19 protein-coding genes and 1 tRNA gene are annotated in these 23,143 nt (G+C 48.8%); 12 read left to right on the forward strand and 8 right to left on the reverse strand.

The features are described 5' to 3' along the window. Nucleotides 1–109 precede the first annotated feature (109 nt). The 7 genes from ACR9Y8_RS14870 to ACR9Y8_RS14900 all read left to right on the forward strand — a co-directional run bounded on the left by ACR9Y8_RS14870 (nt 110) and on the right by ACR9Y8_RS14900 (nt 6,282). Complete coding sequence (locus ACR9Y8_RS14870) at nt 110–1,204, forward strand: tetratricopeptide repeat protein (RefSeq protein WP_481214030.1); 1,095 nt, start codon at nt 110–112, stop codon at nt 1,202–1,204. A gap of 101 nt (nt 1,205–1,305) precedes the next feature. Next, nucleotides 1,306–2,964, forward strand: a complete 1,659-nt coding sequence (paaN, locus tag ACR9Y8_RS14875) for a phenylacetic acid degradation protein PaaN (protein ID WP_481214031.1) — start codon at nt 1,306–1,308, stop codon at nt 2,962–2,964. A 22-nt stretch (nt 2,965–2,986) separates the two neighbouring features. After that, nucleotides 2,987–3,640 carry a YceI family protein gene (locus tag ACR9Y8_RS14880; RefSeq protein WP_481214032.1) on the forward strand — a complete coding sequence of 218 codons (654 nt, stop codon included), beginning with the start codon at nt 2,987–2,989 and terminating at the stop codon, nt 3,638–3,640. Between the two features lie 63 nt (nt 3,641–3,703). Next, nucleotides 3,704–3,991, forward strand: coding sequence for a 2TM domain-containing protein (locus ACR9Y8_RS14885; RefSeq protein WP_481214033.1), 288 nt, complete (start codon nt 3,704–3,706; stop codon nt 3,989–3,991). Nucleotides 3,992–4,018: 27 nt separating this feature from the next. Then, nucleotides 4,019–5,800, forward strand: a complete 1,782-nt coding sequence (locus ACR9Y8_RS14890; protein WP_481214034.1) for an AMP-dependent synthetase/ligase — start codon at nt 4,019–4,021, stop codon at nt 5,798–5,800. Nucleotides 5,801–5,871: 71 nt separating this feature from the next. Then, nucleotides 5,872–5,943, forward strand: a tRNA-Arg gene (locus ACR9Y8_RS14895). Nucleotides 5,944–6,105: 162 nt separating this feature from the next. Continuing rightward, nucleotides 6,106–6,282 (forward strand): class I lanthipeptide, encoded by a 177-nt coding sequence (locus tag ACR9Y8_RS14900; protein ID WP_481214035.1) that lies wholly within the window; start codon nt 6,106–6,108, stop codon nt 6,280–6,282. A 135-nt stretch (nt 6,283–6,417) separates the two neighbouring features. Here ACR9Y8_RS14900 and ACR9Y8_RS14905 read toward each other — a convergent pair whose 3' ends face one another. After that, entirely contained in the window at nt 6,418–6,744 is a 327-nt protein-coding gene (locus tag ACR9Y8_RS14905) for a VOC family protein (RefSeq protein ID WP_481214036.1), read from the reverse strand. Nucleotides 6,745–6,870: 126 nt separating this feature from the next. Here ACR9Y8_RS14905 and ACR9Y8_RS14910 point away from each other — a divergent pair, with 126 nt between their 5' ends. Together ACR9Y8_RS14910 and ACR9Y8_RS14915 are read left to right on the forward strand one after the other, a co-directional pair. Next, complete coding sequence (locus ACR9Y8_RS14910; RefSeq protein ID WP_481214037.1) at nt 6,871–7,848, forward strand: GlxA family transcriptional regulator; 978 nt, start codon at nt 6,871–6,873, stop codon at nt 7,846–7,848. Between the two features lie 168 nt (nt 7,849–8,016). Continuing rightward, nucleotides 8,017–10,410, forward strand: a complete 2,394-nt coding sequence (locus tag ACR9Y8_RS14915) for an ABC transporter permease (RefSeq protein ID WP_481214038.1) — start codon at nt 8,017–8,019, stop codon at nt 10,408–10,410. Nucleotides 10,411–10,673: 263 nt separating this feature from the next. On the opposite strand, the gene ACR9Y8_RS14920 is transcribed toward ACR9Y8_RS14915, so the two are convergent. The 5 genes from ACR9Y8_RS14920 to ACR9Y8_RS14940 are packed head-to-tail and all read right to left on the reverse strand — an operon-like array spanning nt 10,674 to nt 15,354. Next, nucleotides 10,674–11,624 (reverse strand): hypothetical protein, encoded by a 951-nt coding sequence (locus tag ACR9Y8_RS14920; protein ID WP_481214039.1) that lies wholly within the window; start codon nt 11,622–11,624, stop codon nt 10,674–10,676. A gap of 13 nt (nt 11,625–11,637) precedes the next feature. Continuing rightward, a complete protein-coding gene (locus tag ACR9Y8_RS14925; RefSeq protein WP_481214040.1) occupies nt 11,638–12,588 on the reverse strand; it encodes a hypothetical protein in 951 nt (316 codons plus the stop codon). Next, the gene (locus ACR9Y8_RS14930) at nt 12,585–13,283 is read right to left on the reverse strand and encodes a hypothetical protein (RefSeq protein WP_481214041.1); all 699 of its coding nucleotides are present in this window, start codon (nt 13,281–13,283) and stop codon (nt 12,585–12,587) included. Before ACR9Y8_RS14930 ends, ACR9Y8_RS14925 begins: the two co-directional genes overlap by 4 nt. Nucleotides 13,284–13,285: 2 nt before the next feature. Further along, on the reverse strand, nt 13,286–14,335 hold the full coding sequence (locus ACR9Y8_RS14935; protein WP_481214042.1) for a glycosyltransferase: 1,050 nt from the start codon (nt 14,333–14,335) through the stop codon (nt 13,286–13,288). Then, on the reverse strand, nt 14,332–15,354 hold the full coding sequence (locus ACR9Y8_RS14940; protein ID WP_481214043.1) for a glycosyltransferase: 1,023 nt from the start codon (nt 15,352–15,354) through the stop codon (nt 14,332–14,334). Before ACR9Y8_RS14940 ends, ACR9Y8_RS14935 begins: the two co-directional genes overlap by 4 nt. A 167-nt stretch (nt 15,355–15,521) precedes the next feature. Here ACR9Y8_RS14940 and ACR9Y8_RS14945 point away from each other — a divergent pair, with 167 nt between their 5' ends. The 3 genes from ACR9Y8_RS14945 to ACR9Y8_RS14955 are packed head-to-tail and all read left to right on the forward strand — an operon-like array spanning nt 15,522 to nt 18,474. Then, nucleotides 15,522–16,523: a right-handed parallel beta-helix repeat-containing protein gene (locus ACR9Y8_RS14945; RefSeq protein WP_481214044.1), complete on the forward strand. Its 1,002-nt coding sequence runs from the start codon at nt 15,522–15,524 to the stop codon at nt 16,521–16,523. Nucleotides 16,524–16,551: 28 nt separating this feature from the next. Next, entirely contained in the window at nt 16,552–17,793 is a 1,242-nt protein-coding gene (locus tag ACR9Y8_RS14950) for an outer membrane protein assembly factor BamB family protein (protein ID WP_481214045.1), read from the forward strand. Between the two features lie 24 nt (nt 17,794–17,817). Continuing rightward, entirely contained in the window at nt 17,818–18,474 is a 657-nt protein-coding gene (locus ACR9Y8_RS14955; protein WP_481214046.1) for an alpha/beta hydrolase family protein, read from the forward strand. Between the two features lie 50 nt (nt 18,475–18,524). On the opposite strand, the gene ACR9Y8_RS14960 is transcribed toward ACR9Y8_RS14955, so the two are convergent. Both ACR9Y8_RS14960 and ACR9Y8_RS14965 read right to left on the reverse strand, forming a co-directional pair. Beyond that, entirely contained in the window at nt 18,525–19,961 is a 1,437-nt protein-coding gene (locus ACR9Y8_RS14960) for a TolC family protein (RefSeq protein WP_481214047.1), read from the reverse strand. Then, complete coding sequence (locus tag ACR9Y8_RS14965) at nt 19,954–23,121, reverse strand: efflux RND transporter permease subunit (RefSeq protein WP_481214048.1); 3,168 nt, start codon at nt 23,119–23,121, stop codon at nt 19,954–19,956. Before ACR9Y8_RS14965 ends, ACR9Y8_RS14960 begins: the two co-directional genes overlap by 8 nt. Nucleotides 23,122–23,143 lie beyond the last annotated feature (22 nt).

Consider the following 23,143-nt stretch of genomic DNA (forward strand, 5'->3'; position numbering starts at 1 on the left):
ATGGTCCATCGTCCATGGACCCTCCAAGGGTTTGAGACCTTTGGAGGGTTTGCTATTTATGGACTGTGGATGAATTTTCCTTACATTTACAACAAAGCAAAGACAGGTAATGAACAGAAGCTTTTCTTTATTGAAAAAATTCTTAATAAGTGGATTTTTACTGATTACACAGGTAGCATGGGCGCAGGATGCAAATGAGTTGTTCAGCACCGCCAATAATTTCATCCGTACGGGGGATTATGCCAATGCTATACTGGTATTGAACCAGGCATTACAGCTGGAGCCTGATAATATTCAGTTCAGGAAACAGCTGGGCTTTGCCTATTACCTGCGCGGAGAAATGAACAAGGCCAAGAGCGTGATAGATCCGCTGCTGGACAAAAAAGAGGCGGATGCCCAGATGTTCCAGATAGCGGGCAATATTTACCAGGCCAAGGAAGACTGGAAAGGTGCGCAGCGGCTTTATGACCGGGCTATCCGCCGCTTCCCGGAAAGCGGGGAGCTGTATAACGACAACGGGCAGCTGCTGGCCGTCCTCAAAATGAACGATGGCGCTCTTTACAACTGGCTGAAGGGAATAGAAAAAGACCCGAACTTCCCCGGTAACTACTACAATGCCGCACGCGCCTATTATTATTCAAAAGACCCGGTATGGGCGATATTATACGGAGAAATCTTTGTGAACCTGGAAAGCTATACTAACCGTACAGCGGAGATGAGGGATATATTGATAGAATCTTATAAGAAATTGTACAACGACCCGGATATGCTGAGCGCTCCTGTACCCGAAATGGAGGAAAGCGGCAAAAAGAGCAGGCGCGGCAAGAGCAGCAGTACAACCAGCGACTTCGTAAATGTTTACCGGCAGCTGATGGCTAAACAAACAGGCGTGATCAGCAGCGGTATTGACCCCGATGCGCTGATCATGCTGCGTACCCGTTTCCTGCTGGACTGGTACAATTTTTATGGCTTCAAATACCCGTTTGCGTTATTTGATATGCAACGCAAGCTGTTAAAGGCGGGATTGTATGAAGCCTATAACCAATGGTTGTTTGGCCCGGTAGCCAGTCAGGCCACCTTCCGTTCGTGGACTAACCTGCACAAAACGGAATATGATAAATTCATGCAGTACCAGCGTAACCACCCGTTCAGGCTGCGTGCTGATGAATATTATAACGACGGACGGTTCTCACTGAACCGGTAATCACCCACTGGCGGATGTACCAGTTAATAAGATGAATGCAAGTGCTGAGGATTCCACGTACGGTTAATTACTAATTATTTAACTTAATTATTAATTATTATATGCTTGCAACAAAACACCAAAACACGATTGAGAACGCGGTAAAAGCTAACCACGAACGGCGCTTTTATTCGCAGTACCCCGAACACCCCAAGGCTTACGGTGAAGAGGCTGCCGCCAAAGGAGCAGCCGGATTCCAGCAATTGCTGGGCCAGCCTTTTGATCAATTACTGCAAACCGGCACCGGTACCCGCGTAGGCGAAGAAGTATCTCCCTATACCCGCGAAGAGCTGGGCATCAGCTACCCCGCTTTTACCGTGGAAGAACTGGTAGCCAAAGCCGGTGCATCTGCCAGACAATGGGCCAATACTCCTGTCAGCAACCGCGCCGATATACTGGTGGAAACGCTGGAAAGAATAAAGAGCTTTTTCTTTGAGATCGCCTACGCTACCATGCATACCACGGGCCAAAGCTTTATGATGAGCTTCCAGGCATCCGGTCCGCATGCCAACGACCGGGCGCTCGAAGCCATTGCCATGGGCTATGAGGAATTGCACCGTTTCCCGGCAGAACAAATGTGGGAAAAGCCAATGGGTAAGACCAACCTGCAGCTGAAAAAAACTTACAAGGCCGTACCTAAAGGTATCGGACTGGTGATCGGCTGTTCTACCTTCCCGGTGTGGAATTCCTTACCAGGCATTTATGCAGACCTGATCACCGGCAATCCCGTGATCGTAAAGCCGCACCCCAAGGCAGTGCTGCCCATTGCCATCGCCATTGGGGCCATTCAGCAGGTGCTGCAGGAGAATGGTTTTGATCCGCACCTTTGCCAGCTGGCCACCGATACCAGCGCGCAGCCTATTACCAAGGCATTGTGCGAAGATCCGCAGGTATCGCTGATAGACTATACCGGGGGCAGCAGCTTCGGGGAATATGTAGAGTCCTTAAGCGGTAAGACGGTGTTCACAGAAAAAGCCGGTGTGAATTCAGTGATCCTTGACAGCATGCGGGATATAGACGCCGTGGTACAGAACCTGGCCTTTGCCGTATGCCTGTACTCCGGACAGATGTGCACTGCTCCGCAGAACTTCTTTATACCGGAACAGGGTGTTGCCACTGAAAAAGGCAGACTTCCCTTCAATGAAGTAACCCAGAAGATAAAAGACGCCATTGGGGCGCTCGTGAACAATCCCAAAATGGGAGCGGGCACTTTAGGCGCCGTACAAAATGATACTACGCTGCAGCGTGCACAGGACGCCGTTAGACTGGGTGGCAAAGTACTGCTGCAGGGCGGGCCTGTAACAAATGAAGAATTCAATAATGCGCGCGTATGCTCTCCTACCGTGATAGAAGTGAGCAGCGCAGACCGTGATATTTACGAAAAAGAGCTGTTTGGTCCGGTGATAATGCTGATCAAAACAAAAGATACCGATCATTCCATACAGCTGGCCAAACAGATGGCTAAGCAACATGGGGCCATTACCTGTGGCGCCTATACGAATGATCCCGTTGTAAAAGAAAAGATCGCCGATGAGATGAACAGCGTTTTCACTCCCGTATCTTTTAACTTTACCGGGCTGATATGGGTGAACCAGCATGCCGCCTTTTCTGACTTTCATGTAACAGGCGGTAATCCTGCCGGGAATGCAAGCTTTACTAACCAGGAGTTCATTGTGAAACGGTTTGTATGGGTAGGTAACCGGGAGGTAGTGGGCGGATAGCTGCTACTAAAACATACATAGTATGAGGTACATATTACTGATAGCGGGTTGCCTGGCGGCCTGCCAGCAGGCGCCTAAAGCGGACAAGGCTACCATCTCGGAGGCCAGGTCTGTACAGGAAGGCGAAGGCGCCGTATACCAGGTAAACCCGGACCAAAGCATGGTGCAATGGATCGGCACCAAACCCACCGGTAAACATACCGGCCGCTTCCTGCTGCAGGACGGTACCTTATACGTAAAGGACAGCATGGTTACAGGAGGCACATTCACCATCGATATCAAATCGCTGGTGGATGTAGACCTTGCAGCGGATACCTCCATGAAGAACAAACTGGAACGCGAACTGAAGAGCCCATTGTTCTTTGATGCGGAGAAATACCCTACCGCCACTTTTGCCATTACCGGGATCAACGCCTACCGTCCTGATGGGAACGAGGTGCTGCTGAAAGATGCCACCCATACCATAGAGGGCAATCTTACCATCAAAGAAGTAACCAAAAATGTGACTTTCCCCGCTAAAATTGTGCTGCTGAAAAACCAGCTGACGGCCAATGCGAACTTCAATATTGACCGCACGCTTTGGGGCATGACCTATCGCGCTGATAAATCCTTGCAGGATAAGCTGATTAATTCCATGGTCAATATACAGTTTAACATCACCGCGCAGCGGCAATAAACCTGGCAAAATCAAATAAAATTATTTAAATTTATTATGCTTCATTTGCATAAACCTATTCATATGGAAAGTACACAACAAAGGGACGAAAGACTTTGGCGCATTGCCAAGGCGAGAGCTGCATTTAAATCGCACCTTATTTCGTACCTGGTAGTTAACGCCGGTCTTTGGGCCTTATGGTTCATTACTGCCCGCGGCAACGGCGGCGTTCCCTGGCCGATATGGCCGTCCATGGGCTGGGGCATCGGCCTTGCATTCCACTATTTTGGCGCCTACCACAGCGACCATTACGGAGATACCCTGAAGGAATATGAAAAATTACAAAATGAGCACCAGCAACGGAACATGTGAGGATGAAAAACAGCAAACCACAACATAATGGATCAACCGAGCCGATTATTTGACGTGATCGCCTACCAGCTGGAAAAATATCCCAAAGAAGATATGCTGGCGGGCAAAGTAGACGGGAAATGGATAAAATACAGTACTAAAGCCGTTGCCGAGACTACCCTGCAATTTGCGTCCGGGCTGCTGCAATTAGGCATTACCCGTGGTGATGGCACCGTGGAAGGAAAAGACAAGATCGCGATCGTTTCGCGCAACCGGCCGGAATGGATACTGACCGATCTTGCCTGTCAGCAGACCGGGGCTGTACTAACCCCTATCTACCCTACCATCAGCCAGCATGAATTAGTCTTCGTATTGAAAGATTCCGGCGCACGTATCCTGTTCATCAGCGACCAGGAAATACTGGATAAAGTGAATGCCGTGCGGGATCAGCTGCCTGCGCTGAAAGAAGTATTCTCCTACGACCGGCTGCCAGGCGTACGTCACTGGACGGAAATACTATCCCTTGCCAAAGAAGAAGATTATCCCAGGATAGAAGAGATCAAGAAAAATACAGACCCTGAGGAGCTGGTCACCATTATCTATACTTCCGGCACTACCGGCACGCCCAAAGGGGTGATGCTGAACCACCGGAATGTGGTAAGCAACGTAGTGGCCTGTACGCCCTATCTGCCTGTTCACGCCAGTGCCCGGGCGCTGAGCTTTCTCCCTCTCAACCATATTTTCGAGCGCATGGTCACCTACGTATACCTTACTGCCGGGGTGCCCATCTACTACGCGGAAAGTATGGATACTATCGCAGACAACCTGCGAGAGGTAAAGCCCACCATCTTTACTACCGTACCCCGCCTCCTGGAAAAAGTGTACGAGAAGATCATGAGCAAAGGCCTGGAGCTGAAAGGTATTAAAAGAGCCCTCTTTTTCTGGGCCCTGGAACTGGGCAAACAATATGAGATCAACAAGCCCCTGGGTGGCTGGTACCGTTTCCAGCTGTCTATCGCCAACGCCCTGGTATTTAAAAAGTGGCGGGAAGCACTGGGGGGTAATATACAGGCGGTTGTAACAGGCGCCGCCGCCTGCCAGATGCGGCTGCTGAAGATCTTTACCGCAGGGCGCATACCCGTGCTGGAAGGCTATGGGCTGACAGAAACCTCGCCGGTGATCAGCGTGAACCGGGTTGACGAGCAAGACCGCATGTTTGGCACCGTTGGGCCTATTATCAGCGGTATTGAAGTGAAATTGGCGGAAGACGGAGAAATTCTCTGCAAAGGGCCCAATATCAGCATAGGCTATTATAAGCGGCCTGATCTTACGGCAGACGCTATCAAAGATGGCTGGTTCCATACCGGCGACATCGGGGTGATCGTGAACAATAAATTCCTGAAGATCACCGACCGCAAGAAGGAGCTTTTCAAAACCTCCGGTGGTAAATTTGTAGCGCCCCAGCCTATCGAGAACAAGTTCAAGGAGTCGCCATATATAGAGCAGATCATGGTGGTAGGCGAAGATCATAAATTCACGTCTGCCCTGATCGTTCCTTCCTTTTCCAACCTCCGGAACTGGTGCGATAAGAAGGGGATCAGCTATAACGGCAACGAAGGCCTGGTAAAGCTCCCGGAAGTAAAAGACCTGTTCCAGCAGGCGGTAGATAAGTACAACCAGTTCTTCAGCCATGTGGAACAGCTCAAAAAATTCGAGCTGATGCCTAATGAGTGGACGGTAGACGGCGGAGAGCTGACCCCTACCCTGAAACTGAAGCGAAAGGTGATACTGGAAAAGTACCGGAACGTGATCGAAGGCATGTATGATTAAGTTGGATTTTGAATTGAAATAACTTAGTTTTGCACTCCCTTTCTATTCCGGAGTATCCGGGGAGTGGAAATGGCCTCGTAGTTCAATGGATAGAATAGAAGTTTCCTAAACTTTAGATCCAAGTTCGATTCTTGGCGAGGCTACGAAAGTCTTGTAATCAATGATTACAAGACTTTTTTTATTGCCTCTTCCCTATAAATACCTACTTCCGGGTATTTTCAGACAATAAAGATAAAAGTACCTTTATCATACCCTTAATTGTTAGCTCAATTACCAATATTTCCAAATCATTAAAGACCTCACGTATGAAAAAGAAAAATCCCGCAAAAAAGCTCGTGTTACAAAAAGTAATTATTGCAGATCTGAGTCAAGGCCGTCAGCAACAGCTCCACGGTAATGCCGCCACTAGTTTCCGGGCCAAATGCCAGTTTACCTGTTTCTGCGTCACGAATGAAGATCCGTGTAATACTTTTACCTGCTGATGAGTGATAACCGGACAATAGTAATTTAACATTTGTCCGGCAAGGACTGTGAAAGATAATCTTCAAGCCAATTCTGACTTACCCGGAGTTGGCTTTTTATTAAGATCCCTTGTTAGTTGCTCAGCCATGTCCCCATTATTTTTCATGCAGGCAAACACTATTCCCATCCAGATCTTTCAGCCACGCAAATTTTCCCCAGGGCGTTTCATCCACTTTACCCACCTCAATTCCTTTTGAGCTCAAGGCTTTAATTTCTGCTTCAATATCATCCGTTTCACAAATAATACCATGAAAACCTGCCAGCGAAATGGTGGTATTACTGTTTGGAAGGCCCATCTGGATCCAGGTTTCACCGTGTGCACCGGGCGCTTCAATAATAACCTGAAAACCCAGTTTCAAATAAAACTCCCTGGCCTTTTGCCTGTCTGCAACAGGTAACATAATAATTTCGAGTGATTTCATATTTAGACGTTTATATTTACAATACAAAAATACAGGCCATCTATAAGCAGGACATTAGGCAGTAGCGACAAACTTACCCTGTAATTGCGACAGCCGGATTTTACATTGTTACTTATATAGCATACCGTGAAACACGTCTCCATCCTACCGCTCTATGATGCTACGCTAACAAGCATTGACAGCAGTCTCCAGCTGTTTAGCCGGATAAACGATTTTTTGAGATACCAGGGCAAGGCCCCCTTTTATGCTATTGATATTGTAGGACTGACGAAAAACACTGTCTTGTCACACGGGCTTTATACCATCAATACGAACAAAACAATTGATGAGGTGGAGAAAACAGATGTGATCGTACTACCCTTACTCTGTGGTGATTTTAAAAAAGCAATCCAGGAAAACAGCAAGTATACGAACTGGCTGCTTGCCCAATACGCTAAAGGCGCAGAGATTGTTTGTCTTTGTGTTGGCTCATTCTACCTGGCTTCTACAGGAATCCTGGATAATAAAAAATGTGCGATCCACTGGGCGGCCAAAAATGAATTCAGGGAGATGTTTCCCAATGTAAACATCATTGATGACACCATTATAACAGATGAAAAGGGCATTTACACCTGCGGTGGAGGATATTCTTATCTCAACCTGATACTCTACATTTTTGAAAAACATTTAGGCAGGGAAATGTCCATACTGGCTTCAAAGATGTTTGAAATTGATATTGAAAGGAAGCGCCAAAGCGCTTATATGATATTTATCGGACAAAAAAAGCACGGCGATGAAACAATCCTGAAAGCGCAGGAGTTGATAGAAAACAGTCCGGGCGAAGTGCTGACGGTAGATGGGATTTGTAATACCCTCAGTGTTGGAAGACGCACGTTTGAAAGGCGGTTCAGAAAATGCACCGGCAATTCAATCAGCGAATATATTCAACGGGTAAAAGTAGAATTTGTTAAAAAGCAATTGGAAACCGGACAGAAAACTATCAACGAAATAATTTACGAAACAGGCTATAATGATGTTGATACTTTCAGAAAGATCTTCAAAAAAATAACGGACTTATCGCCGCTTGAATACCGTAAAAAGTACTCCTCCCAGCTGATAAAATAAAAGCAAGCGCTTTACCGGCTTGTCCGGCTTCGTACAAAAGCTGTCCGATACCGGACATTCCAGCTGGCAACCCTGTTTCAAACCCTTTGCAGGCAAGCATTTACACCCTGGCACTGATCTTGTTGGCCTAGACCAGCTTGTTGTCCTAAAACATCAGAACGCTACGTTATGTTTAAAAACTATCTGAAGACCGCCTGGCGTAATATTCTCCGTAACAAAACTACCACGCTGATCAACCTGTTCGGGCTTTCTGTGGCCCTGGTTGCATTTATCTTTATTGCGCTTTGGGTACAGAATGAGTTGAGTTTTGATGACTACCACAAAGGGGCCAGGGATATTTACCTCGTGCAGTCAGCATTTGGCGGGAATGAACAACCGAATCCCCTCAGCGCCTTCCCTGTTGCAGCAACGCTTGGAAAAGAAAGCAAAGTGATGAACGTGGCAAGAATGGGATGGTGGGCAGGCACCTTGAATGTAGACGGCCAATTGTTTAATCAAAAAACAGGCATTGCTGTTGACAGCGGCTGGTTTAAAATCTTTGACTACAAAGTACTCAGCGGCGATATCCGGTCATTCAATCAGCATCCGTTCTCTATCATATTTACTGCATCGAGGGCCAGGCAATTGTTTGGCGATAAAGATCCCATCGGGCAAACAGTAAAACTGGATACTACCCTGTACCAGGTGAAGGCCATCATACAAGATAATCCTGTAAATTCGAGCATACAGTTCGATATGCTGGTACCAATGGCAGCGCGCCTTGCCCACAGGCAGGGAGATAACAACAACTGGGGCAACCTGAGCTATCGTACTTTTGTAAAAGTTTATCCCAATACAGATATCGCTTCTTTTATCAAAACGGCCACGAAGCATTTACAGGAAGCTTCCAAAGAGCCTGGTTTTTCTATTGCACTGCAGCCTTTACGCGAATTGCATTTCGATACCAGCTCATTCGATCCTGCATTCCGGCGGGGCAGCAAAACGGCTGTGTTTGTTTTCAGCGTGCTGGGTATCCTGCTTTTGATCACCGCGAGTATTAACTATGTAAACCTTAGCATTGCGAAGGCCAATGTGCGTTCCAAAGAGATCAGCATTAGAAAGATCATTGGCGGCAATTGGGCGCAACTGTTCTGGCAATTCCTGACGGAATCATTTTTATTGTGCTTTATTGCTTTGTCCGTTTCACTGGTCATCATGTGGCTCAGCCTTCCTGCATTCAACAAACTTACTGAAACCAGGTTCCAGCTATCTGTGGCTTCCACTATTTTATGGGCTGTGCTGTTGGGTACCTTATTGCTTACTACACTGGTAAATGGCGTATTCCCGGCGTTGACCATGTCACTTTTTAAACCATTGCATTATCTGCATGGTTATTCTTTTCTACAATTTAAAAATGTGTCGCTGCGCAAAGGACTGGTGGTGTTTCAATTTGTGATCGGAGTGGTCTTCATTATCGGCACGATTACTATTTATCTCCAGATGCGTTTGGCGCAAAATTCCGCTGCACAGTATGAGCGCACGCAGGTGGTATCGCTTGATATCCCCGCCCAGGCCTTACAGCGAATGGATTATGACCACGAAAAGATCAACCGGCTTTGTGAGGCTATCCGGAGCGATCTGCAGCGCAATAGCTTTATTGAAGGCGTAGCGTTCGCAAGCACCGCGATCGAAGGAAACACGCTGAATTCAAGTGGTATAAAAAACTGGTACTGGCAGGAAATGGATACCAGCCTGAAGGCGCGGGTGGTACATTTATTCCTGTCGGATGAAGCAAGATCCATATTCAATTTCCAGATGAAGGAAGGCAGGTGGTTCAGCAAGGATCATTCGGATAAGAAAAATTATGTCCTCAATGAAACGGCGGCAAAAGCATTTGGCCTGCATCCACCTTACACCGGGCAGCTATTTGGAAGAAACGGCGGAGATACCGGCCTGATTATTGGTGTGATGAAAGATTATAACTTTAGCTCCCTGTACAATAAGGTGGGCCCAATGGTGATCAGTAATAATGATGAAGATGAACTGGCGTCCATGTTTTTCGTAAAGATCGGTCCCGGGAATATTACCAGGGCAATGGACGCCATCACTGCAACATGGAAAACATTTATACCTGATGCTCCCCTTGATTACCAGTTTATGGATGAGGCCTTCGACAACCTGTATAAGAACGATCTGAAGATCTCAAAACTGGTATTGCTTTTTAGTTGTATCTCTATTATTATATCAGCGCTGGGCTTATTCGGTTTATCGGCATTTGTGGCTGAGCAAAGAAGAAAGGAAATAGGGATAAGGAAAGTGATGGGTGCTACTGTTACGCAGATCACTACCATGCTGTCAAGAGATTTTGTAATGCTGGTTATTATTGCCATTGTCATTGGATCGCCCATTGCGTGGTGGGCGATGGATCAATGGCTGCAAAACTTTGTGTACAGAATCAATATCAGCTGGTGGATATTTTTAGCGGCAGGTAGTGTGGTGATACTGATCTCTTTACTTACTATCAGTCTTCAATCTGTTAAAGCGGCCCTGGTTAACCCGGTGAAGAGTTTGAGAAGGGAATAAGTTTGCTGCGTAATATTTCTTAAATTGAAAGGTGCTTATTTAAACACATCACGCTATTAATGCCGCTTTAGCATACGCTTCAGATGTTATCTCTAATGAAACGGTAATTGCAGTTGCATAATCCTAAGCGTACTGTTTTTACGATATTCATTCCACGAATTTCGCGAGATCGCTCAAACGGTTGTCTATTTATTGAAAACACAACAGTTACAACGTCCCTTCTTTGCAACCATTACAACAAAGAAAATTAGGATACGGCAGCTTTAACTTAAAAAAGCCAACCACTTCGCCAGCCATCTTTTCAACCGTTTCTTCGGCTTCCTGTAAATCCTCCATCTCGCTTCCAGGTCATGCTCCTTTTTTAAGAAAAAATAATCCGCTCCGGGTTCAGGTAAAAACACGCTCGGATGCATAATCTCTCCTTCAAATTCTTCCACTGCTATCCCCGCATGGGGATTAATGGTATTTACTGTATGCGTGGCGTCCGGGCCAAAGCCGATGTTGCTGATAAGATTAATATTCGGCGTAGCACAAAGCCCATTCTCAAAAAAGGTGAGGAAATTAAACTGGTGATCCCAGGTATCGATCTCTCCTGATTGTAGTTTCTTGAAATCCTGTACCCAGTCCGCGATAAGAAATTCATCATGAAAGATCTTCTGCAGGGCGGCTTCTGCATCTGCTGCGGTGTAACGGGAAAGATCGCGGTCGTACTTTTTCCATACCCTGCGCCAGCTGGCCCAGCCCCATATGTTCACATAGCGGGAGAAGTAATAACTGGCGGTTCCCCATCGATGTCCTTGCTGAAGATTAGTTCCGGTAATACAGAACAACCGGGTATCATTTCTGAATTGCGCCAGCAGGGTATCACAGAAAAAGAAGAAACTATAGGCCGGGTAGCAGTCATCTTCCAGGATAATTCCTTCCTCCTCCTGGTCAAAGAACCATTGGATGGCATCTGAGACAGCCAGGCGACAGCCTTTGTTCTGATCGTTGAACAGCAGATGTACCTGGCAGGGCCAGTCTATTTTGCTTACTACCTGCCGTACCTGCATACAGGCTGCCAGATCCTCCGGGTGGTTCTTTCGCGGGCCATCGGCAGCAATGTACAGTCGCGGAGGTTGAACGGCCCTGATACGTGAGAACACCTGCTCCGTTAATTGCGGACGGTTGAAGACCAGGAACAGAATGGGTGATTGTACGTAGTAGCCCTTCATAATAAACCAGTTTTCAGAGGCCCAGCTTTTTTCTCCACTTTGCTCTTTTCCTGTCGCGCAGATACCGCTTCCTTGCTGCTTCATATGCATAGGGCAGCAAGGCGTATTGCTGCTGGCCTGCTTCCAGCAAAGCGGTATTGTACTCCTGGTACAGGGAAGCAAGGTCTGGCCTGTCTGATAGCCGGTAGCGGTCGTAAATATGATAAGGCAGTTCCGGATGACCGGCCTTGAAGCAACTGAAATGATAGAACAACAGCAGTGTTTCCTCATTCACCCGATAGTGGCCCGCGCTATAGCTCAGCTGGCGCTCATGCAGGTTCCAGGGAGCCATGTTAAGGCCCTTATCCAATAATACTTCCACGCCGCTGAAGAAGATAGGCGCCAGGTTGATAGGCAGCTGGTCTGTAAAGATGCCTTTGTACACATCAATGTAACACTGGCGATAGGTGTGCCCTTTCCACCAGGACAGGAATCTATCGGCTTCCTTGTTGTTAGCCACTGCAATGAAGCCGAGGTTGTAAATGCCGAAATTGAGAAAGGTGTTCTCTGATGGGTTCCGCTCGTCGTGGTCAATAGGACTGCAGATATGCGGGGTCAGTAAGATCGCGTGCTGCTGCAGCGCTTGTTCGAGGAACTCCATGGACTGATATACCCGGATATCAGGATCGAGGTAGATGGCATGAGACAGGCCACGCTCCCGGAACAGGTATTCAAAGACACGCGGCTTTATGCTGGTGTTCAGCTCAACAATGTTGTATTTAAGTGTCAGTGAATGCCAGTCGGACTCGATGGAAGCGGCCGTAATGATCTCATCCCCTGTGCAGGAATAGTCTATCCCGGATCGCTGTTCATCACATAAGATCAGCAAAAAGACAGATCCTGGCTCTACCGCTTTTATAGAGCGGGCCAGCACTTTGGCATAGCCAAGATAGTTATTGGAGCAGATGGTGAAATATGTGTTCATGCTTCTTTGTCAAATGGCCATGAAAAACGAATACCCAAAAAGTAGCGGTAGTTCATCAGCGAGCGGCACTTGATCAGGAACCTGTCTGCCATGTCGAAACGGGATAGAAAAGCGTGATATACCAGGCCGTTGTACGTAGTGCCTAAGCCGAATCTCCTGTGCTCGGGAGGATAGTAGAGGTCCCAAAGCTCTTCTTCCACATGCGAGGGCCACCAGTAGCAGATATTCCCTCCATCGCGGCGGATGGTTTCTGTGAGGTTCTGTGCAGCGTCCATATCTTCGGTCATGTTCATGTCGGGGTAATTGAGCCGGGCCAGGTATTCGGTAGAGATAGCCAGGAAGCAAGGGCCGATGTAAAGGTTCTTACCGTCGCGCAGGTGACTGGCGGTTTGTGCTGCGCCTACAATTGTATTGGGTTGCTGCAGGCTTTCCATCAGGGAATTGAACCATTGCTTACTGAGCGGTATGCAATCAATGTCGAAGAAGATGAGGTAGCGGGTATCTTTTACGTTACGGCATACGTGGTTGAGAAAATCGCCATGACTGAAATTTTCATCCTTCACCTGGTAAACACGAAAGCCGAACTTCCGGAACACCTTACGCTGGTAGCGCGGCACCTTCTTATTGATCTTACTGTTGTAAAATGAGAAGATTTTGAAAATGGGGTCCTGTTTTTTTCGCCGGTTCAATATCATGACTAATGCTTTGGCAGTGTTTTTAAATAGTGCATAAAGCGCTTGATGAATATCCTGGTAGGATGATCCTTACTGTCAAAGGGAGATAAATAGAACAGGGTGAGCTGCTCGTCAATGAGCAGCCGGTTGGATAATTTCAATTTGATGAGCTGAATGCGGAAGGGTGTTAAGAATAACAGGCGCCAGCGGTTCTTGGTCCGGTTGCGGTGATGTACCCGGATGGCCAGATCGTATTCCGAGATCACTTTCCCTGCTTCGAGGATGCCGGCCATCAGCCTTTCCCGGTAAGCAAGGGTGAGCCTTTGATGGGGAATGAAGTGATGCAGCTGCATACGCTGTTCATAATACAGCTTAAAGCCTGCCAGCAGCAGGCGCTTACAATATTCAAAATCATCCCCGGTACTGAGGCTGCTGCCGTTCCTTCCTGCCAGCAGGGAAGGAAAACCCGGTGCGTACATGGCAAGAAATAAAGACCTCCGGGTGGCCATCCCCGCGCCCAGCACAAAGCCACGCCCGGTAATATAACAGGATGCGCTGGCAGGGATACCTAAGGCATACTTGTCTGCATATTCCGCGAACCACTCGGGATAGGCGCCCGCATCGGTGACCGGCAGGTTGTCCCCTCCTACTGCCCCAATGCGATCATCGTTTCGCAGGGCTTGCCAGGCTGCAAATACATAACCCGGTTGCAACCAGTTATCGTCATCGCAAAATACCAGGTACTCATAGGCTGCTTCGTGTACACCTTTTTCCCGTGCATAGTATTGCCCTGGTTTAGGCTCGGTCACTATTTTGAGACGGCCGCCGGGAGCGGCGCACAGCTCCCAGATCTTCAGGGCCAGGGCGGCGGTGTTATCTGTAGATGCGTTATCAACCAGCAGTACTTCATACGCAAATTCTGCCGGATGCTGCTGGGCAGCCAGGTGTTTTAATGTAGCCGCGATCCTGTCTGCGCCGTTGTGGCAGCAGATCACTACCGTCAGCCCGCGTTCCCGTTCGGGGAGATATGGGGTGGCCAATAAATTTTGTGTAGCTGTGTACTGTGCGCTCATTCCAGTTTCATGTAATTGCTCAGCCATTTAACCGGTCGCGGAGTCCTTATCCCAAGGGCCCTGTAGACCCCTTCATTTGATCCTATATAATAAGCCAGCTCAAATGTTTTGAAGACAGACCTGCCCCATGCTGCTGCTATCCATTTCTTCAGGGACCTTCTTACAAAGCGCCCGGGTGTTATGAACCTGCTTTGCAGCAGTGGTTTCCGGTCCGGAAATACCTGCAGCAGGCAGGTAGCATAGCAAACACTGGTGCCGTAGGCCAAACGTTTTAAATAAGGCACATTGGCCCTGGCAGCCGGCACCAGGTGCCTGAGCCTGAGCTGCGGGGCTACTCCCGCCGCGTAACCCGACCTGATGGCCAGCAATACCATTTGTGTGTCCTCTCCGCTGCTCAGGCGTTTGCCCTGCCGCCCTTCTAAAGTCAGGGCGCCGGATGCTGCCAGGCGTACATATTTTTCCAACACCGAGCGGTAAGAGCATAAGCCGGTGCCAAAGGGGTAGCAAGGCTGCCATTCTTTTTCTGCCGCAGATTGCAGGCGCTGTTCATGGCGTTCCTGGAAAGCGTTTTTGGCATATTCTCTCAGCATGGGATCCACTTCGCCGGTAAATTCCACGGTAACGTCACCCGGGCCCCAGGCCCCTATTTCCGGGTATTGCTCATTGAGCTTTTTCAGTTCCTGCAAATAGGCGGGATCCGGCTCATTATCATAATCAAAATAAACAACGCGCCAGCCGCGTGCAGCTTTAATGGCGGCGATGCGTGCATACTGCACGCCCTGCTGTTGTTCTGTAATGATCTTAAGACCGGGAACAGCACTGCCGTATTCCGCCATGATCGCCGGCGCGTCCAGCGGAGGGCTGCTGTTGTTATCTACTATGATCGTCTCTGTTGTAATGCCTGTTCTGTCTAGCAAGGCCACCGCGTTCAGGCAACGCTTAAATATCCCATCATCCGGGTTGTATGCACAGATCACCAGCGAGTAGTCAATGCTCTCCGATTGCACATGATTTGCCATTCCCCTGGGGTTTACTCCTAGAATATAACACGATTCGCTCAAAATGGTTCTGTGGTGATAATCATCTATTTATAAGTTTGATGCAACTTGAACAAACTTGAAAACCCTTTGAACAGGCTTAGCACCCCGTTCGCCATACATTCACGGCCGAATTAAAGCACCTGCATATGCGCAAATCAATTTTTCAGACCACGATGTTATTATTGGCCACCGGTTGGCAACTAAGCGCTCAAACCATTTTTGTTGATCCGCTTAAAGGAAAGAATACCCAGGCAGGAACCGAGATGGCTCCCTTGGCAACACTGGATAAGGCAGTAGCGATGGCGGCGACCTTCACCGGGAAAGAACCGGTTACGATTAAACTTTACCCGGGGCTATACACCCTGTGGGAAAAGCTGGTTATCCAGTCGCCGGCCAGCATTGAGGCGGTGACCCTTCCGGATGATACGGGCTGGCTACCCACAAAAATGCCCGTCATACAATCTGTTTCCGGGAATAACTCGGGTGGACAGTTTAAGCATTCCGTAGGGCTACTGGTAGCTGCGAATAATGTGAAATTCCGCGGGCTTAAGCTCACAGGTAATGCCAATCCGGAGGTGAAATATTATTACCCGATCAAAAAAGAAGACTCGCTGCTGAGAGGAATGGAGGTATCCCAATGTTATTTTGCCGGAGACCGGTATTCGGCTCCTATCCAGGCGGCGGTATGGGCACATGGCCCGAACTCATCCATCGATCATTGCCTCTTTTATAATTGCAAAAATGCATTACTGTTCTTCCAGGGCGTACAAAACTTCTCGGTTACCAATACGGTTATTTACGGATCATATGAAGCGGCCATGTGGGTATGGCTGCAGGACGGGCAATTCACCTTCCGTAATAATATCGTCGCAGATTGCGACTTCTTCTGGACCATTCCGCCGGCTGCCAGTCCGAAGACGCGTTTTGAAAACTCACTATTCCTGAATGTGAATCACAACGCCGGTAATTGGAAAGATGGGGTGATTCCAGCCAGCGACGCCAGTTTTGTCTTTGAGCATGTACAACGTTCAAAAAAGGATAAGGTGTTAAAAGCTGCACCGGCAGAAGAGTCTGGCAACAGGGCCGGGCTGCCACTCATTCCTGAGGCGGCGAATATGGGAGCGGGATTGTTCAAGGCTGGCAGGTAAATTATATTCCGTTAAAACATTATCCCTGATGATCCGTATCAAGATATTGCAGATCCTTCCCCTGCTTTTTATATTTCTTAACGCTCAGGGCCGCAGCTGCGTCCCTGGGCACTTTAGTGACTCCGTTGAAACGCTGACGGCGAAATGGTCATTTGCTACAGGCGGTAAGATCTATTCCTCCGCTTGTTATCAAAACGGCCTTGTTTATTTCGGAAGCGAAGACAAAAAAGTATATGCGCTGGAAAGCAAGAGCGGTAAGCAGCAATGGGCTTTCAGCACCGGTGGCGCTGTTTATGCCTCTCCTGTTGTAAATAATGAGCGCTTATTTGTGCTTAGCATGGATGGTTACTTATATGCACTCCATGCCCGACATGGAAACCTGCTCTGGAAATTCAGGACTGGCGGGGAGCAACAACTGGATATGTGGGACTATTATTTAAGTGACCCGGTGGTACAGGATGGTATCGTTTATTTTGGCAGCAGCGATCATTATGTATATGCGATAGATGCTAATAGCGGCCGGCTTAAATGGAAGTTCAAAACCGGTGGTATGGTGCACGCCGCGCCGGTAGTACGGCAGGACAGCCTGTTCATTGGCAGCTTTGATGGCGGGCTCTATGCCCTGCATGCTAAGAGCGGGCAACTGTTATGGAAATTTCAGACGATAGGAGATGCTAACTTTCCCAATGGGGAACTGCAAAAAGCTATCTTATATCATGATCATACCCTTTATGCAGGCAGCCGGGATTACAATATCTATGCGATTGACCCCAACACCGGCCGGGGAAAATGGAACATGAAAGAAAAAGGCAGCTGGATCATTGCCACTCCCCTGGCCGTGAATAACCTGCTTTATTTCGGTACTTCGGATTCCCATACCTTCTATTGCATGGAGGCAAGCCATGGAAAGGTCAGATGGAAGCTGCCCTTGAATATGCGGGTATATGGATCAGCGGTAGCTGATGGGAATTGCGTTTACTTTGGCTGCTTTAACGGCAAAGTATATGGCGTAGATGCCGCAAAAGGCGTTATCAGGCAGACTTTCCAGACGGATGCCAGCAAGCGGGATTATGCGGCCGTTTATGGTGAAGACGATCATTTCCGGAAAGATTTTGAGCTATATGGAAAGGATATGACCGGAGCTGAGCAAAAGATCCTGTCATTAGGCAGCTTCCTTGCCACTCCTTTATTACATGATGGCGTGATTTATATTGGCAGCGCGGATGGAAATTTTTATGCCATCCCCGTAAGGTCTTCCGGCCTTCCTTAAATATCCCGTATTTTTGAGCCTATCATGAGTACGCAATCTTTCAAAATAGCTGTCTCTCCTGCCATCGGCAGCGTATCTGCGAAATATACCGCTCCAGAAAAGCCTGTCTGTATCTTCACGCTGGCACATGGAGCAGGAGCGGGTATGGATCATTCGTTTATGGAAACGCTGGCTGATGCGCTTGCAAATGTGAGCATTGCCACCCTGCGATTTAATTTCCCTTTTGCTGAAGGCAAAAAGGGCAGGCCGGATACCCCCGCTGTGGCGCATGCCACCATTGCAGCGGCGATCAAAAAGGCGCGTGAAATAAATCCGAAACTACCGCTGTTTGCATCGGGCAAGTCTTTCGGAGGAAGAATGAGCTCACAATACCTGGCGGCCAATGCGGAGCGTGATGTGAAGGGCATTGTTTTCTATGGCTTCCCGCTGCATCCTTCAGGGAAGCCGTCTACTGAGCGGGCGGAGCATCTGAAGGCATTGAAAATACCGATGCTGTTCCTGCAGGGTACAAAAGATACCCTGGCCACCTGGGATCTCATCGAATCGGTATGCGGCGCTTTGAAGAAAGCTACGCTGGTGAAACTGGAAGGAGCAGATCATTCTTTCAAGGCAGGTAAAAAAGATGTGATGTCTTTGCTGGTTAATGAAACGGAGCAATGGGTAAAGAAGATCCTTAAATAAAAAGCGCCCCGGCAGGTATACCGGGGCGCTTTTTATTTACCATCATTCCACTATTTCCAGCCGCCGCCTAATTCCTTATAAATATTGATCACAGCAATCAGCTGTTCCTTTTTGGTGGCTATTAACTCCAACCTGGATTCCAGCGCATCGCGTTGTGTCATCAGCACTTCTAAATAATCAGCCCTGGCTGATTTAAACAGGTCATTGGAAATATCAATAGACCTGGCCAGTGCATCTACCTGCTTAGATTTCAGGTCATAGCTCTTTTCCAGGTTACTGATATTGGATAGCTGCGTAGCCACTTCCAGGTATGCATTTAAGATCGTACGTTCGTAATTGTACATCGCCTGCAGCTGTCGTGCATTCGCGCTGTTGAACTCTGCCCTGATTCCATTCCGGTTGATGAGCGGCCCCACGATATCGCCTGCCAGCGAATAGAGCAGGGACTCCGGCGTTTTAAACAGGTACGAAGGCTTGAAGGCCTGGAAACCTATTGCAGCGGAGATGCCAAAAGAAGGATAGAACTCTGCCCTGGCCACTTTTACATCCAGCTTTGCTGCAGATAATTCCAGCTCCGCCTGTTTAATATCCGGGCGATTGCCCAGCAGCTGGGAAGGAATGCCCGTGTAAACTGCCTGCGGGAGTAATCCCAGCAAACTGCTTTTATCCCTGGGTATCTCCTGCGGATAACGGCCTAAGAGGAAATTGATCCTGTTCTCTGTTTCCTTGATCTTCTGCAGGATGTCAAACTCCAGGCTCTGTGAGCCCAGCACTTCTGCCTCAAATTTCTGCACGGCCAGCTCTGTTACCCTGGCGGCCTCTTTCTGGATCTTTACGATCTCCAGGGCGTTCTTCTGCAGCTCTATATTCTGCCTTACAATGGCCAGCTGGTTATCGAGGGCCAGCAGCTCATAGTAAGAGTTGGCTACTTCGGCTACCAGGTTGGTCACTACGAAATTCCTGCCTTCTACGGTGGAGAGATACCTGGCTACTGCTGCCTTCTTGGCGTTATGCAGTTTCTTCCAGATGTCTGCTTCCCAGTTGGCAAAGATGGCCACGGTGTAGTCTGCCAGGGGATCCGGCATTTCCGTACCCGGTTTGATCTCTGTAGTGGCATCGCCTGCGCCCTGGCTGGTGTACCTGCCTACTTTCTCCAGGCCTGCACCTGCCCTTACACCCACTGTAGGCAGCAGCGGCGCCTGCCTCAGACGGATGTCATTCCGTGCGATCTCTATTTCCTGGAAAGTGATCATGAGCTCCTGGTTGTTCTTCAGGGCCGTGTCGATCAGGTTCACCAGGTTTTTATCCGTAAAGAAGCTCCGCCACTGGATGGCGGCCGTGTTGGTAGTATCCGCGTTGTTATTGCCGTAAGAGCCGGGCACCGATCGGTTCTCGTTGGCCGGTACGATGGCTGGCACCTTACACGCCGCGGCGGCCAGGCAGATGCCCAGCACGCCCAAACATTGATGTATCCTGAATTTATACATTGTGATCAATTTCTTCGGTCAAAGGATTTTCTTCTTCATCTCTAACGAGCGCATGTCTTTCAGCAATCTTGCCGAAGATGTAATACAGGCCAGGTATGACCAGCACACCGAAAATGGTTCCGAAAAGCATACCACCTGCAGCAGCGGTACCAATGGTCCTGTTGCCGATCTTACCCGGACCACTTGCAAACACCAGCGGGATCAAACCTGCGATGAATGCGAAGGAGGTCATCAGGATGGGGCGGAACCTCACCTTGGAGCCTTCCATGGCAGCGGCCAGTACCTGTGCACCAGAGCGATGTTTCTGCACGGCAAATTCCACGATCAGTACGGCGTTCTTACCCAAGAGACCAATCAACATTACCATGGCTACCTGCGCATAGATGTTATTCTCCAATCCCATTACTTTCAGCAACAGGAAGGCGCCAAAAATACCTGCGGGCAATGAAAGCACTACCGCCAGCGGCAGGATGAAGCTTTCATATTGTGCAGACAGGATCAGGTATACGAAGCCCAGACAGATCAGGAAGATGTACACCGCCTGGTTGCCCTGCGCCACTTCATCTTTGGAGATACCAGCCCAGTCTATACCGTAGCCTCTTGGTAAAGTTTTCTGCGCTACTTCGTTGATGATCCTGATCGCTTCACCACTACTGTAACCAGGTGCAGCGGATCCACTGATCTCAGAGGCCAGGTACATATTATGGCGCGTGATCTCGGAGAGACCATATACCTTATCCATCTTCATGAAGGCAGAGAAGGGCACCATCTCTTCGCGGTCGTTCTTCACATAGAGCTTCAGGATGTCTTCCGGCTGCGCCCTGTATTGCGGGGACGCCTGTACGATCACTTTATACTGGCGATCGAATTTAATGAAGCTGATCTCGTAGTTACTACCCACCAGCGTAGACAAGGTATTCATCGCGTTTTCGATGCTCACGCCTTTCTGCTGGGCAATGTCATTGTCAACGCTCAGCATGTATTGCGGGAAGCTGGCGCTGTAAAAGCTGAATACAGAGGACAGCTCCTTGCGTTTGGTGAGCTCTTTCACGAAATCGTTGCTCACGGTTTCCATTCGCTTGTAGTCGCCCGATCCTGCCTTATCCAGCAAGCGGAGCTCAAAACCACCGGCAGCACCGTAACCCGGTACGGCAGGCGGCTGGAAGAATTCTATGTTGGCACCGGTAATGTGTTTGGATTTCTCTTCCAGCTCGTGGATGATCTCCTGTACGGAGTGTTTCCGTTCTTCCCAGCTTTTCAGGTTCACCAGGCAGGTACCTGAGTTGGCGCCTGTACCTTCGGTGAGCACCTCGTAACCCGCCAGGGAGGAAACGGAGGAGATCCCTTCGATCCCTTCTGCTATTTTCTGCAGCCGCTCTGCTACTTCGTTTGTTCTTTCCAGTGATGATCCCGGAGGCGTCTGGATAATAGCGTAAAACATCCCCTGGTCTTCATTCGGGATGAAGCCGGAGGGCACCGTACCGTTCAGGTACCAGATGCCCGCACAGAAGGCCAGCAGCACGATCACGGTAAGCGATCGCCTGTTAATGATAGCGCCCAGCAATTGCTGATACTTTCCTGAAGCCCGGTCGAATGAGCGGTTAAAGCCATCCAGGAATTTATCCATGATGGTTTTCTTCTTCGGCTTGCCGTGTGTATTCTTCAGCATCATGGCGCAAAGCGCCGGTGTAAGGGTTAAGGCCACAATACCGGAAAGAATGATCGCCGTGGCCATGGTGATGGAGAACTGGCGGTAGAAGATGCCCACCGGGCCAGACATAAATGCCACCGGTATAAACACCGCCGCCATCAGGAAGGTGATGGCAATGATGGCCCCGGCTATTTCATGCATCGCTTTCCTGGTGGCCTGGAAGGGCGAAAGATGTTCTGATTCCATCTTGGCGTGCACGGCCTCAATTACCACGATCGCATCATCCACCACCACGCCTATCGCCAGCACCAATGCAAACAGCGTGATCAGGTTCAGCGTAATGCCGAAGAACTGCATGAACACAAATGTACCGATCAATGATACCGGTACTGCCATGGCGGGGATCAGCGTAGAACGCCAGTCGCCCAGGAAGAGGAACACCACCAAACCCACCAGGATAAAGGCTTCCACCAGGGTATGGATCACTTTTTCGATAGAGGCTTCCAGGAACTTGGAAACGTCATAGCTGATCTCATAATCCATTCCTTTAGGGAAAGTGCTGGCCTTGATCTCCGCGAGCTTGGCCTTTACATCTTTAATTACCTGGTTGGCATTACTGCCGTAAGACTGCTTCAGTACGATCGCTGCAGAAGGTTTGCCATTCAGGTTAGAGTAGATATCGTACATGGAACTGCCGAACTCTATATCTGCCACGTCTTTCAGGCGCAGGATCTCCCCATCGGGGCTGGAGCGCAGGATCACATTCTGGTATTGTTCTTTGGAATTGTAGCGTCCTGAATACTTCAATACATACTCAAAGGACTGCGACCTTTTACCGGAGCTTTCCCCTGTCTTACCCGGAGAAGCTTCCAGGCTCTGTTTGCTCAGGGCCTCCATCACTTCGTCTGCAGAGATCTTATAGGCCAGCATACGGTCCGGCTTCAGCCAGATACGCATGGCGTATTCACGGTTACCGAGGATATCGGCGTAGCCCACGCCATCTACCCTTTTCAATTCTGACAGGATGTTGATGTCTGCAAAGTTGAACAGGAACTTCTGGTCTGCGTTGGGATCAGTGCTGTACAGGTTCACGTACATGAGCATGTTGGATTCCTGGCGGGAGATCTTCACGCCTTCACGCACTACCAGCGGGGGCAGCTTGTTCACTACGGAAGCCACGCGGTTCTGTACGTTCAGGGAGGCCTGGTTAGGATCTGTTCCCAGGTTAAATACTACCTGTATTTCGGCCTCGCCGTCGTTACCGGCGTCAGAGGCGATATATTTCATGCCCGGAACGCCGTTGATGGCTCTTTCAAGGGGGATGACCACTGATTTGATCATCAGCTCACCGTTTGCCCCGGGATATTCTGCAACAACGTTCACCTTAGGCGGTGATATGGAAGGAAATTGCGTTACCGGTAACTGGCTTACGGCCAGTACGCCCAGGAAAACGATGATTAGCGAGATCACTATCGACAGGATAGGCCGCTGTATAAATTTATTAAACATTACAGTACTCTTTTGGATTGAA

The organism is Chitinophaga sp. SVR4-12A (assembly GCF_056754765.1).